This window comes from Citrobacter sp. JGM124 (genome assembly GCF_018257795.1).
Taxonomy (GTDB): domain Bacteria; phylum Pseudomonadota; class Gammaproteobacteria; order Enterobacterales; family Enterobacteriaceae; genus JGM124.
The window spans coordinates 406,521-423,088 of the sequence record NZ_JAERJD010000001.1; the positions used below are offsets into that span (position 1 = coordinate 406,521).

At 48.2% G+C, this 16,568-nt stretch carries 15 protein-coding genes; 8 read left to right on the forward strand and 7 right to left on the reverse strand.

Annotated elements, in window-relative coordinates; translation table 11 throughout:
• Positions 1-90: 90 nt before the first annotated feature.
• A complete protein-coding gene (locus JK154_RS01935; RefSeq protein ID WP_211990788.1) occupies positions 91-750 on the forward strand; it encodes a fumarylacetoacetate hydrolase family protein in 660 nt (219 codons plus the stop codon).
• A gap of 91 nt (positions 751-841) precedes the next feature.
• Positions 842-1,288 carry a YcgN family cysteine cluster protein gene (locus JK154_RS01940; RefSeq protein ID WP_211990789.1) on the forward strand — a complete coding sequence of 149 codons (447 nt, stop codon included), beginning with the start codon at positions 842-844 and terminating at the stop codon, positions 1,286-1,288.
• A gap of 122 nt (positions 1,289-1,410) precedes the next feature.
• On the opposite strand, the gene JK154_RS01945 is transcribed toward JK154_RS01940, so the two are convergent.
• Positions 1,411-1,611: a hypothetical protein gene (locus JK154_RS01945; RefSeq protein ID WP_211990790.1), complete on the reverse strand. Its 201-nt coding sequence runs from the start codon at positions 1,609-1,611 to the stop codon at positions 1,411-1,413.
• Between the two features lie 440 nt (positions 1,612-2,051).
• Here JK154_RS01945 and JK154_RS01950 point away from each other — a divergent pair, with 440 nt between their 5' ends.
• Entirely contained in the window at positions 2,052-2,366 is a 315-nt protein-coding gene (locus tag JK154_RS01950; RefSeq protein WP_211990791.1) for a BON domain-containing protein, read from the forward strand.
• Positions 2,367-2,538: 172 nt separating this feature from the next.
• On the opposite strand, the gene dsbB is transcribed toward JK154_RS01950, so the two are convergent.
• On the reverse strand, positions 2,539-3,069 hold the full coding sequence (gene dsbB, locus JK154_RS01955) for a disulfide bond formation protein DsbB (protein ID WP_211990792.1): 531 nt from the start codon (positions 3,067-3,069) through the stop codon (positions 2,539-2,541).
• A gap of 685 nt (positions 3,070-3,754) precedes the next feature.
• On the opposite strand from dsbB, the gene fadR reads away from it, so the two are divergent.
• Complete coding sequence (gene fadR / locus JK154_RS01960; RefSeq protein ID WP_211990940.1) at positions 3,755-4,474, forward strand: fatty acid metabolism transcriptional regulator FadR; 720 nt, start codon at positions 3,755-3,757, stop codon at positions 4,472-4,474.
• 93 nt (positions 4,475-4,567) lie between these two features.
• Here fadR and JK154_RS01965 read toward each other — a convergent pair whose 3' ends face one another.
• Positions 4,568-6,097 (reverse strand): SpoVR family protein, encoded by a 1,530-nt coding sequence (locus JK154_RS01965; RefSeq protein ID WP_349291087.1) that lies wholly within the window; start codon positions 6,095-6,097, stop codon positions 4,568-4,570.
• A gap of 324 nt (positions 6,098-6,421) precedes the next feature.
• Between JK154_RS01965 and JK154_RS01970 the strand changes: the two genes are divergently transcribed.
• Both JK154_RS01970 and dadX read left to right on the forward strand, forming a co-directional pair.
• On the forward strand, positions 6,422-7,708 hold the full coding sequence (locus JK154_RS01970) for a D-amino acid dehydrogenase (protein ID WP_211990794.1): 1,287 nt from the start codon (positions 6,422-6,424) through the stop codon (positions 7,706-7,708).
• A gap of 21 nt (positions 7,709-7,729) precedes the next feature.
• The gene (dadX, locus tag JK154_RS01975; protein WP_211990795.1) at positions 7,730-8,800 is read left to right on the forward strand and encodes a catabolic alanine racemase DadX; all 1,071 of its coding nucleotides are present in this window, start codon (positions 7,730-7,732) and stop codon (positions 8,798-8,800) included.
• 35 nt (positions 8,801-8,835) lie between these two features.
• Here the strand turns inward: dadX and JK154_RS01980 are convergent, their stop codons facing one another.
• Together JK154_RS01980 and ldcA are read right to left on the reverse strand one after the other, a co-directional pair.
• A complete protein-coding gene (locus tag JK154_RS01980) occupies positions 8,836-10,563 on the reverse strand; it encodes a potassium/proton antiporter (RefSeq protein ID WP_211990942.1) in 1,728 nt (575 codons plus the stop codon).
• A gap of 82 nt (positions 10,564-10,645) precedes the next feature.
• Positions 10,646-11,572, reverse strand: coding sequence for a muramoyltetrapeptide carboxypeptidase (gene ldcA, locus JK154_RS01985; RefSeq protein WP_211990796.1), 927 nt, complete (start codon positions 11,570-11,572; stop codon positions 10,646-10,648).
• 164 nt (positions 11,573-11,736) lie between these two features.
• Here ldcA and emtA point away from each other — a divergent pair, with 164 nt between their 5' ends.
• The gene (emtA, locus tag JK154_RS01990) at positions 11,737-12,345 is read left to right on the forward strand and encodes a membrane-bound lytic murein transglycosylase EmtA (RefSeq protein WP_211990797.1); all 609 of its coding nucleotides are present in this window, start codon (positions 11,737-11,739) and stop codon (positions 12,343-12,345) included.
• Here emtA and JK154_RS01995 read toward each other — a convergent pair.
• Complete coding sequence (locus tag JK154_RS01995; RefSeq protein WP_211990798.1) at positions 12,340-13,077, reverse strand: flagellar brake protein; 738 nt, start codon at positions 13,075-13,077, stop codon at positions 12,340-12,342. The genes emtA and JK154_RS01995 overlap by 6 nt on opposite strands.
• Before the next feature lie 906 nt (positions 13,078-13,983).
• Here JK154_RS01995 and mqo point away from each other — a divergent pair.
• Entirely contained in the window at positions 13,984-15,639 is a 1,656-nt protein-coding gene (mqo, locus tag JK154_RS02000) for a malate dehydrogenase (quinone) (protein WP_211990943.1), read from the forward strand.
• Between the two features lie 118 nt (positions 15,640-15,757).
• Here the strand turns inward: mqo and JK154_RS02005 are convergent, their stop codons facing one another.
• Positions 15,758-16,543, reverse strand: a complete 786-nt coding sequence (locus tag JK154_RS02005) for an IclR family transcriptional regulator (RefSeq protein ID WP_211990799.1) — start codon at positions 16,541-16,543, stop codon at positions 15,758-15,760.
• Positions 16,544-16,568 lie beyond the last annotated feature (25 nt).

Sequence of the window (16,568 nt, forward strand, 5' to 3'; positions counted from 1 at the left end):
GGTTGTGATATGGATTGCGGGAATTTCTTGTTACACCTGATTTCGCGCAATCACCATTAAGGCTAACGACATTAAGGCGGAGAAAACATTATGTATCAACATCGCAACTGGCAAGGTGAGGTGCTGGATTTTCCAGTCAATAAAGTCATTTGTGTTGGCAGCAATTACGCCAATCATATTAAAGAGATGGGGAGCCATACCCCACAAGAGCCAGTGCTGTTTATCAAACCAGAAACCGCGTTGTGTGATATCCGCCAGTCGCTGGTTCTTCCTGAAGGCCTGGGTGAGATACACCATGAAGTCGAACTGGCCGTATTGATCGGTTCAACCTTGAAACAGGCTAATGAAGTACAAGTACAGGACGCTATTGCCGGATATGGGATTGCGCTGGACCTGACATTACGCACCTTGCAGGCAAGTCTTAAGAAAGCGGGGCAACCATGGGAAAAATCAAAAGCTTTTGATAACTCAGCCCCTGTTTCGGGTTTTATTTCTGCAAAAGGGTTCCCTCATGATCCACAGAATATCACGCTGGGACTGAAAATTAATGGAGAGGTGCGCCAGTTGGGTTCAACAGCCGATATGCTGCATAAAATTGTGCCATTGATTGCTTATATGAGTCGATTTTTTACCTTGCGTCCTGGGGATATCATTCTTACGGGAACACCAGAGGGCGTCGGCCCTTTGGCTAAAAATGATCAACTGGAACTTCTTTTTGCTGATAACAGCCTGACCACCCGCGTTCTGTGATCCTATTGCCGCCAACCGGCGGCAATACTTGCATCCTTAAGGTATACTGTTTATAAGGTGCATCTTTAAATATTATCATGCAGGAACTGTTATGACCGTTGTCCCCTTCTGGCAAAGTAAGACCCTTGATGAAATGAGTGATGCCGAATGGGAATCGCTGTGTGATGGCTGCGGGCAATGCTGTCTCAACAAACTTATGGACGAAGACACGGATGAAATTTACTTCACCAATGTCGCCTGTAAACAGCTCAATATAAAAACTTGCCAGTGTAAAAACTACGCCCGGCGTTTTGAGTATGAACCGGACTGTATCAAACTGACCCGGGACAATTTACCCACTTTTGAGTGGCTGCCCCAAAGTTGTGCCTATCGTCTACTGGCGGAAGGCAAGCCGCTCCCCGCATGGCACCCACTTCTTACAGGATCTAAATCTGCGATGCACCGTGAGCGTATTTCGGTACGTCATATTGCGGTAAAAGAGTCTGAGGTGGTTGACTGGCAAGATCACATTTTAAATAAGCCAGAGTGGGCGGAGTAATTATCTGATTTATCAATGATATTAGCGAATCAGTTACGCTGTTTTTGATAAAGCGCAGGGGCCACTTGTAAGACGAGAGCAGGCATTTTACACCTCATTTGCCTGCCCGTTATGCGCCAGGGTTATGCTTTTCTGCTTAAGTTGATACGGTGCTTAATGACCAGGTAGACGAGGGCGATGAAAGTAATTAAAGCCAATCCATTGGTGACATAAAGAAAGACGACAGCATCAGCAATTTTTTCATTCGCCACCATCCAGCTGGCTATGGATAATCCGCAAGCGATACCGAAGATCCATGTGATAACCCAAATCAATATTTTCATTTTTAATCCATAAGCATTCGTCATTCGGAAAGTATGAGTACTCTAAGTCTATTTCCATACGCTGTCGAGCTTGTCTGCTTTCTGCCCCGGATAAATTCAGCCCATGTTGCCGGGTGGCAAACTTGATTATTTTACTGCCACCACCGTTTGATTATGATAACGCACCTTCCGATACCTTAAGACTGTCTGAGGGTTTAACGTTCAGATACGGTAATAATGTGCCGTGCAACATGGAGGGTATTAAGGTAATTAATTTTCGGGCAGGAGAATGGGTATTTATTTCTTGCCAGATAATCTAATGGAATAAACATCAAAAGAGGGCTGATATTTTTTCACTGTCAGGAAGAAGCTTGCTTGCAGCATCAGTAAAAATCGGTAATTCTTAGAGGGGCATCACCACATCAGGGTGATAGTGCTAATTATAACGTAAGGAAAGCAGAATGAAATTGAAGAAATTTTTTATGATGATCTTCGTTGTCATGTCGTTGGGACTGACGTTAACCGCTTGCGCACCAACCCCAACAGCTGAAGGGACTGGTGGTTATTTTGATGACTCTGTTATCACCACTAAAGTAAAAGCTGCACTGATCGGTGAGAAAAACATTAAATCAACTCAAATCTCTGTTGAAACGTTTAAAGGCCGCGTACAACTCAGTGGATTTGTTTCCAGTGAACAAGAAGCAGCGTTAGCGGTTAAAACGGCACAAACCGTTCCTGGTGTCAGATTAGTTATTAACTCTCTACGCTTGCGATAAACAGGCGTCATGGAAGGTGGCACTTAAGGTCCTCATTTTATAAAACGCATTGTGCCTTTGCCGGTGGTTTTATTATTCAGGCAAGCCTCTGGTCTCCCGTAAGGGAGTGAACTCAAATGATAAAAAAATGGCTCACCCCAGGGTGAGCCATTTTATTTTTGTTTATCAGGGACTACTTGCTGAACAGCCCGCGTTTTTTAGGTTTAAACAGCTGGGCTATCAATACCAGCACCGCAACCAACAGATAAGCTGCGAAAATACCCACTAACCACTGGGGCATTTCAAGTGATAAGAATGACCATTGCAGCTCTGCACAGTCACCGCTCGCCACAAAGACTTGTGGCAGCCATTGATCAAGAGGTAACCATTGGGGAAAGTGTGGTGCAAAATCACAGGTAGCAAAAGGGGAAGGGTGTAGCTGTATCATGGTATGTGCCCAGGCCAGTTGCAGCCCCTTGGCGGCACTGAATAACCACAGTGCAATGGCTGCATAGCGCAGTGGTGATTTCGGCGCGATGGCTCCCAATAACCCGGCCCCCATTACACCGAATAATGCACAACGCTCATAGATGCACATCACGCAAGGGTGGAGCCCCATGACGTGCTGAAACCAAAGAGCGACTAATTCTAAAGCGAATGCGGTAAACGCCATTAACAGCCATGCTCCGCGTCCACGTGAGCACTGGTTTAAGTATTGCAACATAATCAAGGTCCCTGCAACATGCCAAGAGTCGGCAGTGTAAACGAAAAAGTTTTTTGTGCCAGTAGGCCGCTGAAAATAACCCACTTAACGAAAACGCTGGTCACCTTAAAAACCTTCAACACTGAGGCCTTCAAGGGGCAGATGTTTTTATGACAACAGAATTACCAAGTTATTCAATAAAAATCAATATATTATGCCTTTTCCGGTAAAGAAATACTCCGAAAGCAAGGCGTGCTGATACTGTTAATGGAATCTATTTTTTAGCTATAATGTGCTTACGATCGTGTTATAGCGATAGACACTGCATTTATTTACGCTTGTCTATTGTCGGGAGCATAAAATAATTCCGAATAATACCGCTTTTACATACGATTACTTTTGATAAATTTATAACCATAGCGAGCCTGTTATCACCAGCGACTGAATGACAGGCCGTGATATAGCGCACCCGACCTCAATAATGTTATTGTAAAATGCGCTATAAAGGTTATTTCTATTGTATCGTTTTGTTAAAAATCATCCTGAAGCCTTGTCGTGTGAGTCTGTTTTACCGGGCGATAAGATGGTCTGTGTCGATTGGATACTAAAATTCAATATAGAATTTAAATATGGGCGCTATCTGGCGTTCATGGTGTCTGGTATGATGAGTTTAATTAGCAAAACCTGAGTAATGGACAATTTTACCATGGTCATCAAGGCACAAAGCCCAGCGGGTTTCGCTGAAGAGTATATTATCGAAAGTATTTGGAATAATCGCTTCCCGCCCGGGTCGATTCTTCCTGCAGAACGTGAATTATCGGAACTGATTGGCGTTACCCGAACCACGCTGCGTGAAGTGTTACAACGCCTTGCCCGGGATGGCTGGTTAACTATTCAGCATGGTAAACCTACTCGTGTGAATAATTTTTGGGAAACGTCCGGGCTTAATATTCTGGAAACTATCGCGCGCCTTGACCACGATAGCATGCCACAACTTATCGATAATCTTTTATCGGTGCGCACGAATATTTCGACTATTTTTATTCGCACCGCTATTCGTTTACATCCTGATAACGTGCGAGAAGTATTATCTCAAACTGCCGGGGTTGATGACCACGCCGATGCGTTTGCTGAACTCGATTATAATATCTTTCGCGGATTGGCGTTTGCTTCCGGTAATCCGGTTTATGGCTTGATCATTAATGGGATGAAAGGGTTGTACACCCGTATTGGTCGTCATTATTTTTCAAACCCGGCGGCTCGCCGGCTGGCCCTGGATTTTTACCGCCAGCTTGACGCGCTGTGCGAGCAGCATCGCTATGACAACGTCTTCGATGTGGTCAGAAATTATGGTCGAGAAAGTGGGGAAATCTGGCACGGCATGCAGAAGAACCTGCCTGGTGATTTAAAAATGCAAGGGCGTTAGCCCCCGGATTAGACAATACGCAAGGGGACTGACAACCTTGTTTGTTTGCGATAAAGGGGCGCCTGGCCCCTTTATCGCAATCTGAGCCTGATATCAGCCCTGAGCGGGGCCCGGGCAACGATCCAGCAGCACGATGCTCCCATCTTCATTTTGTTGTTCCAGCACGACGCCAAATCCCCATAAACGATGAACGTGTTTCAAAACTTCTTTGTACCCTATGTCCAGAGGGATTCGATTATGTGGAACATACCGCAAGGTTAATGATCGATCACCGCGTAAATTCACATTCCATACCTGGATGTTGGGCTCCAGATGACTGAGGTTATATTGTGCCGCAAGCTGATGACGAATGTGGCGGTAGCCTTCCTCGTTATGGATAGCGGAGATTTCCAGATAAGGCTTTTGATCATCATCCAGTACGGTAAATAGCCGGAAATCACGCATGAGTTTCGGCGAGAGGAACTGGCTGATAAAGCTCTCATCTTTAAAGTCACGCATGGCAAAATGCAATGTTTCCAGCCAGTCCTTTCCGGCAATATCCGGGAACCAGTACTTGTCTTCCTCGGTTGGCGACAGACAGATCCGTTTAATATCCTGAAACATAGCGAAACCCAGCGCATAGGGGTTAATCCCGCTATACCACTGACTATTATAGGGGGGCTGGAACACGACATTCGTATGGCTATGGAGAAACTCCATCATAAAGCGTTCACTGACTTTCCCTTCATCGTAGAGATGATTAAGCAGGGTATAATGCCAAAAAGTTGCCCAGCCTTCGTTCATGACCTGGGTCTGTTTTTGTGGATAAAAATACTGGCTGGATTTACGTACAATACGCATGATTTCCCGCTGCCAGGGTTCAAGCAGTGGTGCATTTTTTTCCATAAAATAGAGCAGGTTTTCCTGAGGCTCAGTGGGAAAACGCTGTTCAGTGGCGGCCGGTGTCTCTTCTTCACGCCGTGGCAACGTGCGCCACAGGGTGTTTACCTGGCTCTGGAGATAGGCTTCGCGGCTTTCCTGGCGGGCCTTTTCTTGTTCAAGCGAAATTTTTTGCGGGCGTTTATAGCGGTCCACACCGTAGTTCATCAGGGCATGGCTTGAGTCCAGCAGTTGTTCTACTTCATCAACCCCATAGCGTTCTTCACATTGACGGATATAATTTCTGGCAAAAATAAGATAGTCAACAATGGATCCGGCATCCGTCCAGCTACGAAACAAGTAATTATTTTTAAAAAATGAGTTGTGACCATAACTGGCATGAGCCATCACCAGGGCTTGCATCGTCAGGGTGTTTTCTTCCATTAAATAGGCGATACACGGATTGGAGTTAATGACTATTTCATAGGCCAGGCCTTGCTGCCCTTGTTTGTAGCGCTGTTCTGTTTCAATAAATTTTTTCCCAAATGACCAGTGGGAATAATTAATTGGCATCCCTATGCTGGAATAGGCATCCATCATCTGCTCGGCGGTAATCACCTCAATCTGATGGGGATACGTATCAAGCTGATATAGCTTCGCCACACGATCTATCTCAGCGAGATACTGTTCGAGTAGCTCAAATGTCCAGTCAGGGCCGTCATCCAGACGTCCCAGGTCTTTCGCATCAGAATCAGTTACAGTCACCATCAGCGCCCCTCCCGATCATCTACTCTTTGATTAGAAAGTATCAGTTTAATGCCCGGACAATCAATATGAAGATGGATTAGTACCCTTTGTTTCGTCTTCACGATTAACTTACGACAGAAACCATTTTTATTCATTTTTTCAGAATAAAAAACTACGATGAATATCTTCCATCGCAGGAGATGCTAACCTCCAGAGCCCAGTTACCATGATGATAATAGTGAATTTGTTCACCATGAGAGCCATAGATATTGAATAAGATTTTCATCTGGGTTATCAATTTGTAATTAGAGTATTATTCTTTAACAAACAACAGGGGGTAAGATGAAAATTGTCGTACTGGGTAGTGGTGTTATTGGGGTAACCAGTGCCTGGTATTTAAACCAGGCAGGGCATGATGTCACGGTTATAGACCGGGCGGCTGGGCCTGCGCTGGAAACCAGTGCGGCAAATGCGGGGCAGATTTCACCTGGCTATGCGGCCCCTTGGGCAGCACCAGGGGTACCTTTAAAAGCCATTAAATGGATGTTTCAGCGTCATGCCCCTTTGGCGATGCACCTGGATGGAACCCCCTTTCAGCTGAAGTGGGTCTGGCAGATGTTGCGTAATTGTGACGAAAAACATTATAAAGAAAATAAAAGCCGCATGGTGCGCCTGGCGGAATATAGCCGTGATTGCCTGAAAACCCTGCGTCAGACTACAGGCATTCAGTACGAAGGCCGTCAGGGGGGGACACTGCAACTGTTCCGCACTGCCCAGCAGTTTGATAATGCCGCCAAAGATATCGCCGTCCTCAAAGACGCGGGGGTGCCCTACGAACTGCTGGCATCTCATGAGTTGGAAGGGGTTGAACCCGCCCTTGCGGACGTTGCTCAGAAGCTGACAGGGGGGCTACGCTTACCCAATGACGAGACTGGCGACTGTCAGCTATTTACCCAAAATCTGGCGAAAATGGCTGCCGCTGCCGGGGTAAAGTTCCGCTTTAATTGCTCGATTGATCGTCTACTGTATGAAAATCAAAAAATCTATGGCGTAAAGTGTGGCGATGAAATCATCAAAGCCGACGCCTATGTTGTTGCTTTAGCTGCTTATTCCACTGGGCTATTGAAAGATATTGTCAATATCCCGGTCTACCCACTTAAGGGTTACTCCTTAACGTTGCCAATCATTAATGCTGCAGCCTCCCCGGTGTCTACCGTTCTTGACGAGACTTATAAAGTTGCAATTACCCGTTTTGATGATCGCATCCGTGTCGGGGGCATGGCTGAGATCGTCGGTTTTAATCAAGAGTTACTGGAAGCCCGGCGCAAGACCCTGGAAATGGTAGTGAGCGATCTCTATCCCAGGGGCGGGGCGGTTGAACAGGCGACGTTCTGGAGTGGGTTACGTCCAATGACCCCCGATGGCACCCCTATTGTCGGGGCAACGCCGTTCAGTAATCTCTGGATCAATACCGGTCACGGAACGCTTGGCTGGACCATGTCCTGTGGTTCTGCCCAATTGTTAAGTGATTTAATCAGTGGCACAGAACCCGCCATCGCTTTTGATGATTTAGCGGTAGAACGCTATGCGCCGGGCTTCACTCCGGGTCACTTTACTTCCTTGTCATAATTCAGTTTTTAAGGAGCTGGCATGTCTCGTCCTCTTGTTGCCCACCTTGACTTGGGGGCGTTACGCAATAATCTGGAAGTGGCTCGACGCGCGGCACCACAGTCCCGGATTTGGTCTGTGGTGAAGGCAAATGCTTATGGGCATGGCCTGGAAAGAGTCTGGTCAGCCCTGAAGCAGACCGATGGTTTTGCCATGCTGAACCTTGAAGAGGCAATACTGCTGCGGGAGCGTGGCTGGAAAGGCCCGATTTTAATGCTGGAAGGTTTTTTCCACCATGATGAACTGAGCATATATGATCAGTATCGTCTGACAACGGCGGTTCACAGCAATTGGCAACTTAAGGCGCTGGACGATGCGAAACTGTCGGCTCCGGTTGATGTTTACCTGAAGGTTAACAGCGGCATGAACCGTCTGGGATTCACGCCGGATAGTGTGGGAACCGTCTGGAAAAAGCTTCAGGAAAGTCCCCATGTTGGTCAGGTCACCTTAATGGCACACTTTGCCGATGCAGAATCACCAGAAGGTATCATTGAACCACTGGCCCGTATCCACCAGGCGGCTGCAGGACTCGGTTGCCCTCGTTCCCTTGCTAATTCGGCAGCGACGCTATGGCACCCGGAGACGCATTATAACTGGGTGCGCCCTGGGATCATTCTCTACGGAGCCTCACCCAGTGGACAGTGGCAGGATGTGGCCACGACTGGCATCCAGCCAGTGATGAGTCTTGAGAGCGAAATCATTGGCATACAGCAATTACAGGCCGGCGACAGAGTCGGTTATGGGGGGCGCTTTAAGGCAACCGATGCGCTGCGGATTGGCATTGTTGCAGGGGGGTATGCTGATGGCTACCCGCGCCATGCCCCTGATGGCACACCCGTGTGGGTGGATGGCATCCATACCCGCACCGTGGGCAAGATATCCATGGATATGCTGGCGGTTGATTTGACCCCTTGCCCGCATGCGGGTATCGGCAGTCGCGTCGAATTATGGGGCAAAAATATTAAAATTGATGATGTAGCCAGTGCAGCAGGCACGGTGGGCTATGAACTTATGTGCGCCCTTGCACCGCGAGTACCCGTCATCGCCGGTTAATGTAACGGGGCAGCGACTGAGCTGCCCCGGGACGCTTATTCTTCAGACTCCACCATCCGCAGTCCTATTTTCCGTACCTGGTTATCTTCTTTTTCCGCGACCGTCCAAATCAGTCCTGCAAAGGTAATCTGGTCTCCGACGACCGGTGCTGCCCCCAGCATTAACTGAATAAAATCTGCTAATGATTGCTCACGATTAATGTCGTCAGACAGTTCCAGGCCGTAAAGCGTCGCGATGTCGTCCAGGGGGGCATTGCCCTCAAGAATGAAGTCACCAAAGAAGCGCTGTTCAAGTTCCACGGTAGGGGGCTGACTAAACAATTTCCCCAGTACCACTAAATCCTGCTCACGAGCAATGATACAGAGAATATCCCCCTCCTGCAGTCTCGTGCGGCCTGTGGGGCGTAACAGCCTGTCATCGCGAAATACAGCCGTTACCAGGGTTTCTGGTGGGATAGGGAGGTCGCATAATGCAGTCCCAATACACCACTTGTCAGCACTGAGTTGATAGACAAACTGTTCCCAGGGGCTTTCAGGGTGAATATCCAGCCCCACGCGTGAGAGTGGCAGCCCGACTGGGGGCACAATGACTTTGGCTTTTTGAGCTGCCCAGCCCAGGGATGTCCCCTGTAACAGCAACGAAACCAGGACCACAAAAAAGGCAATATTGAAAAACAGGCGGGCGTTATCCAGCCCGGCCATCATGGGGAAGACTGCCAGAATAATGGGTAAGGCTCCCCGTAGCCCAACCCAGCTGATAAAGGTACGCTCACGAAAGGTAAAACCACGGAAGGGTAATAAGCCAGTAAAAATGGCTAACGGCCGGGCGACGAGTATCATCCAGGCTGAGAGCAGTAATGCCGGGATCATTATCGGCAAAAGATCCGACGGGTTGACCAACAGGCCCAGAACCAGGAACATTCCGATTTGCGCCATCCAGGCAAGCCCGTCAAGGGTTTGTAAGATACCAAAACGGCTACGAATAGGGTTATTTCCCAGTACCACGCCACACAGATAAACGGCAAGAATTCCGCTCCCTTCCAGGGCGGTTGTCACGGCGAACACCATAATTCCGCCACTGAGGGCCAGCATGGGGTAAAGCCCTTGGGGCAGGGTGATGCGATTGATCATCTGCAGCAGCAAATATCCCCCACCCAACCCTAACAAAATCCCCAGCCCAAACTGCTGAACAATATGGACCACAAACATCCAGTCCAGACCAATGTGGTGGGCCTGAATCATCTCAATCAGGGTGATTGTCAGAAAGACCGCCATGGGGTCATTGCTTCCTGACTCTATCTCCAGCGTGGCACTAACGCGTTCATTAAGTCCTTTATCACCTAACAGAGAGAACACGGCTGCAGCATCGGTTGAGCCGACAATGGCACCAATCAGCAAACCTTCAAGCCAGTGCAGATGAAACAACCAGGCCGCGGCGATGCCCGTCAGCCCGGACGTCACGAGCACGCCGACGGTCGCCAATGATAATGCCGGACCTAAAGCCACTCGGAATGAGCTGGCTTTAGTACGGATCCCCCCATCGAGCAAGATAACGGCCAGGGCGAGGTTACTGACCAGATAAGCCTGAGGGTAGTTGTCGAAAGGGATCCCCCCAAGACCATCCACGCCAGCCAGCATGCCAATCACTAAAAAAATGACCAGAATAGGGATGCCAAGACGCGAGGAAAAAGAACTCAATAAGATGCTACAGGTAACCAGAACGGAACCTAAAATAAACAGACTGATGATTGTTCCTGCATCCAAGATTGCCATTCTCCCGTAATCGGCGGTTTATAATAGTAAAATAGTAGCATCAACCCGAAAAAATCAGGTGTCAAAAAGGGCCTTAACTGTTTACAGAATAACGTAAAACAGGGTGACCACTGAGCGTCAGGCTGGCGGCCTGGCCGTCATGGGCTAATTCCCCGAAAGCACCCAGGGGTAAGGTCACTGTTTTGGGCTCATGCCCGAAGGGCAAACCATGCAGCACCGGGATATTAAGACGTTGTTGTAATAACCGGGACAGGGCACTGAAGTCATAACCGGCATCATAATCAGTATGGGTAACACCATTAAAACTGCCAAGGATAATGGCTTTCTGGCGGGCGAGAATACCCGCATGATAAAGCTGTAACAGCATCCTTTCTACCCGGAAGGGGTGCTCGTTAATGTCTTCCACAACAAGAATACCTCCGCTTATCACTGGCAACCAGGGGGATCCTGTCAATGAACTCAGCATGGTCAAATTACCACCCCACAGGGTGCCACTCACATGACATGCCGGGGTATGGCATTCCCAGTTAACCGTATAGCGTGGCTGGCTGATGGCCTGCCAGAAATGCTGCCAGGTATAGTCATCCCGATCATCGGCACCAAAATTTCCTGCCAGCATTGGGCCACTAAAAGTAATGGCGCCACACTGTGCCAGCAGGGCCAGCTGAATAGCGGTGAAATCGCTGTGTCCGCAGATAACAGGCATTCGCTGACGAAAGGCGGCACTCAATCGGGAATAGTCTATACCTTCCAGTAATCGACTGGCGCCATAACCCCCGCGTACTGCCAGTACTAAATCGATATCCGATGGCAGTGCCGCCAGGGCGTTCAGTTCGGCAAGTCGCTCTTCATCCGTACCAGCAAAACGCTGAAAACGGCGAGCCACAATATGCGGATTACTCACCCGGTGCCCCGCATCCTGCAGACGCTGAATGCCACGCGCCGCTGCAGTTTGATTAAGACAATAACCGGATGGGGCAATTAACTGAATAACAGACATTAACGTTCCTTGCTGAAAACGGATTGATTATCATGCCGGGATTAACGGAACTTGTCATTGATGATATAACCCCATCATAGTTTAATTCCCTGTGGGACGGCGTACTGGTCCCCATAACAAGTTACATGGTTCAGGGCATCGGCCCGTAATAAAGGATACGAGACGTGAAATTAACGGGATTACTTGTTCTGATTCTGATTCTGGCTGGGTGTTCCAGCAAGCCAACCCAACAGGCAGAATGGAACCCAACGGTGCCTGTGCAAGGGGCCCTGACCTGGATGCCGATATCTGAACAGACCGGGCAGGAGTGGGGAGTAAGCACAAAGGTGATTACTGCCATTATTGCGGTTGAAACGGGGGGTAACCCAGCCCTGGTCAGCACATCCAATGCGGTTGGCCTGATGCAGATTAAGGGCTCCACCGCAGGCAAGGATGTTTACCGCCACATGGGGTTAAAAGGCCAGCCTACAGATGCTGAGTTAAAAGACCCGGCACGTAATATTACGATTGGAACCGCCTATTTAAGTGTGCTGGAAAACGGCATTCTGAAAGGGATCAATGACCCGGAAGTGATGGAATATGCTCTGGTCGTCTCTTATGCCAACGGCGCAGGGGCAATGCTGAGAACGTTCGATAATGACAGACCCACGGCTATCAAGAAAATCAATCGGATGAATGCGCAACAGTTTATGCAGCATATCGCGAAAAATCATCCTGCTCCCCAAGCCGCGCGTTACCTATATAAAATAACGCGCGCCATGGAAGTGCTATGACTCTCTGACACGATTGGCTTTTTCTCTGGCTGTTCGTTCAAGGGAGAAGATGATTTTCTGTAACTCTCGTTCGACAGCCGCGTTTACATTTAAGAAGCGAAAGCTCAGGCGTGGGGTTGTTATCGTCTGGTTTTTACTGTCGACCACTTTGCGTTCGGAAATGGTCACCAGTTGCATATCGAAATAGAATTTACCCCACTGGGCCAAATCCATCTCAACCTGGCTGAAGTTAACCCCTTCTTTTAACGTTTCAGGTAACTCCCCTTCGAGCAATGCTCCCAGCCCGCCAAGAGACAGATCACAAAGCTGGAAAACAAAAGGTGTTGTATCCGCTAATGAGGTGCGACAAAAATAGCGCGGCTGCAGGGGCGCGGCAATCCGGAAAAACTCCCGGCGCTGTACAAACCAAAGGGAAGGTGGCAGTTCAGCACTAAAGGCCGGCAGATTCTGATATCCGATGGCGATTAAACCTGGCAGGGAAAACTCAACCTTTGCGCCAGCCGTCTCGGCAGTCACGTCGATATGTCCGGCCTGCAGCACCGCATGGTTCTCATGACTCTGGCTGCCGAAATCGAGGGTCAAACGTTCGGGCGTCACCGCCAGAATTTTACTGATAAGCTGCCCCTGTGGCCATGCCAGTTTGATAGCAACCTGGCCACGTTGTAGATCCCGGAGCACACCCATAACGGCTAACGGGGACTGTTTCAGAAACTGCTCGTGATAGTGACTCAAGACTAAAACCCTTATTGTATTTCAAGTGGTTCGGGTAAGACCTTTTATCGGCAAAACGACGTTGATCTTCAGCGATATTTTTAAGCATGAAACACGGAGTATCTTACTCGCAGAACCCCCATCAGATCGCGCATTTTTTATCAGCAGCTATCCGTCAGGGCTGCCTGAGACCCGGCAGTAAAACACCCACCGACAGGGTGGCACATTTAGTTTAAAAAATGCTCTGCTGATGGAGAGTATTCCGTTTACGTCCCTTTTTTCTGCAGAAGAATAACCTTATATAACGAGCAACATTATTTATATATTGAGTTGCTGGTGTATATCCTTGTTATTAACAGGGGGAAAGCACCGCCACTAATATGTTATTGCTTATAATAATGACAGTACATAAAACGCTCGGCTCGTCCCCCCGGGGCGTGACTTGACTGTTAAGTAAAAAATCATAAATATGGTCATCAGCGACTTGCCTGATTGTGATAATTATCAAGGTAAATGGGTATTCGCAAAATAACCTGCCGTTGATTTGCCTGAGGTATCCTGTCCGGTGCCTCAGGTTCCCTCATTTTTTTAATTCACTGATCACAACAAATGATGAAAAACATGCCGATCCCAGCCAGAAAAAGGGGGTTCGGTGGCCCTGACAGCGCGCCGGGAACTTCATTTAGACAATATATTGTAACTAAATTTTAATAAATCGGTATTGATAATGATTAATTATCTTATTGGTTATTCTATAGAATATTTTTCTATTGTTGTTATTAATTCCACACTAAGAGTGGAGCCTCTTTTTTTAATTAAAAAAGCCAGGTGAATATGATGAATAGAAATGTAGTTTATATTTTAAAATAAAGTAAATTATGGTTAAAATAACGTGAAAACATTTACTCCAGACGAAATAATATGACCATGCCTGTAATGAAAAAAGTCCTTATTTCTTTGACCTCATGCGCAATATTAGTGAGTTCAGCAAGCTATGCGGAAACGCAAGATAATCAAAAAACAGATTTCCTGTTAATCGGGGGCGGTATCATGAGCGCCTCGTTGGGAACCTGGCTTCAGGCTCTTGAACCAGACTGGAAACAGATTATGGTTGAAAAGCTTGATGGTGTCGCACTTGAGTCATCAAACGGCTGGAATAACGCCGGAACCGGTCACTCAGCCAATATGGAGCTGAATTACACTCCAGAGCGTCCAGACGGTTCAATTGATGTCAGCAAGGCACTGGATATTAACGAACAGTTTATGATTTCCCGTCAGTTCTGGTCGTCTCAGATTCATCGCGGTGTGCTTAACAACCCTCACTCTTTTATTAACTCCACTCCTCATATGAGCTTTGTCTGGGGCGACAAAAATGTCGACTACCTGGGTAAACGCTATGCGGCGTTACAGAATACAACGCTGTTCCAGGGCATGAAGTTTTCAACGGATCACAACCAAATTAAAGAGTGGGCACCTCTTGTAATGGAAGGCCGTCCTGCTGATCAGAAAGTTGCGGCAACCTGGACACCAGTGGGCACTGATGTTAACTATGGTGAGATTACCCGTCAGTTAATCGGTAGCCTGAAGAAAAGTCCAAACTTCCAGCTGGAAACCTCCACAGAAGTGACCGAGTTTGAACGTAACAAAGATAACTCCTGGCATGTGACTGTTAAAGATGTGAAAAGTGGTAAAAAGCACGCTATCGACGCCAAATATGTCTTTATTGGTGCGGGTGGTGGAGCGTTGAAACTGCTGCAAGAAACGGGTATTGAAGAAGGTAAAAACTACGCCGGTTTCCCAGTGGGAGGATCATTCCTGGTCACAGAAAATCCAGAAATCGCGAAGCGCCATCTGGAAAAAGTCTATGGTCAGGCATCTGTCGGTGCACCTCCGATGTCAGTACCGCACCTTGATGCACGTATCATTGATGGTAAAAACGTTGTTCTTTTCGGGCCTTTCGCTACCTTCTCTACTAAGTTCCTGAAAAACGGCTCTATCTTTGATCTGCTCAGCACGACGACTTTCGGTAACGTAATGCCGATGACCGATGTGGGAATTGATAACTTTGACTTGGTAAAATACTTGGTTAGCCAAGTAATGCTGAATGATGATGACCGTTTTGCAGCCCTGAAAGAGTACTACCCGGAAGCGCGTAAAGAAGACTGGAAGCTTATTCAGGCTGGTCAGCGTGTTCAGATCATCAAGAAAGATGAAAAACAGGGCGGCGTCCTGAAACTGGGTACAGAGATAGTCATTGATAAAGAGAAGAGTGTCGCTGCCCTGCTGGGTGCATCACCAGGTGCTTCTACCGCAGCGCCTATTGCTCTGAACGTGATTAAAAAGATGTTCCCTGAGCAGTTTGCAACACCAGAGTGGCAGGAAAAAATTCATCAGATAGTACCAAGCTATGGACAGAATCTGAATGGCAATGTGGCCCTGACCCAAAAAGTGTGGAATGACACAGCGGCAGCACTGCAACTGACCACTCCGCCTGTTATTCCTACCGGTGCTGGAGAAGTAACAGCCAAACCAGCAGCACAGGAAAATACAGCAGAAAAGCCAGCCGCAGATATGGCACTGTAATCGCCAGCAATAGTCACTGACGGTAATTTATATTCTGAGAGCCTGTTGCTCTGCCGCTGAATCCCACGTCTATCGACGTGGGATTTTTTTATCCCCGGCAGACAGACATTCGCCGTCGTCAGGGCCGATTCCCCATACGTGCCGAGAGTTTTTTGGACAGTTCCACCAGCCGGTGTCCAGTCTGATCAATGGCCTCCGCCGTTGCTTCCAATTCCAGCATACTGACCGCTAACCCGGCGACAACATTGCCCGAAAAGTCATAGACCGGGGCACCAATACACAGCATCCCATCGCGAATTTGCCCGTTATCAACCGAGAACCCGCGCTGACGCGCCTCTGCCAGCTCAGTCATGAGTTCATTATAGGTTGCCACACTGTGCGGCGTGAGAGGGGCTGGCCACTGCCCGCTGAGACGCTGGCTTATCTCCTGATCACTTAGGGCACTGAGTATCGCCTTCCCGGTGGCAGTAAAAGGAGCAGGCAGCCGCATACCAATGCGGAAAGTAAAGCCCAGAGCCCTGTTACTGTTGGCACAGGCAAGATAGATGACCTGCATCCCCTCCAGAACCGTCAAGGTCACCGTAAACTGGCTCAGTTCTTGCCGTTCATTCAGAAGCTGCTGAAACTCAGCCACTAAGTCTGTTTGTCGCAGGAAACCATTTGCCCAGGACATAGTGTGCGGGCCGAGTCGATAGGTTCCTGCTTCGGAACGAATCAGTAGCCCCAGTTCCACCAGTGTGGCACATAACCCATGCACTGAGCTCTTGGGCAGTCCAAGCGTATCGACAATCTCGGTAAAGGTAGGCGGTGTTGTTAATTGGCTAACTAAATCAAGAATATGTACCGCACGGCGTAATGCAGGGGCGCTGCCAGTCGCCGGTTCACTGGACAAAATTTTTGGCATTTTATCTCACTTTGCTAACGGAAAA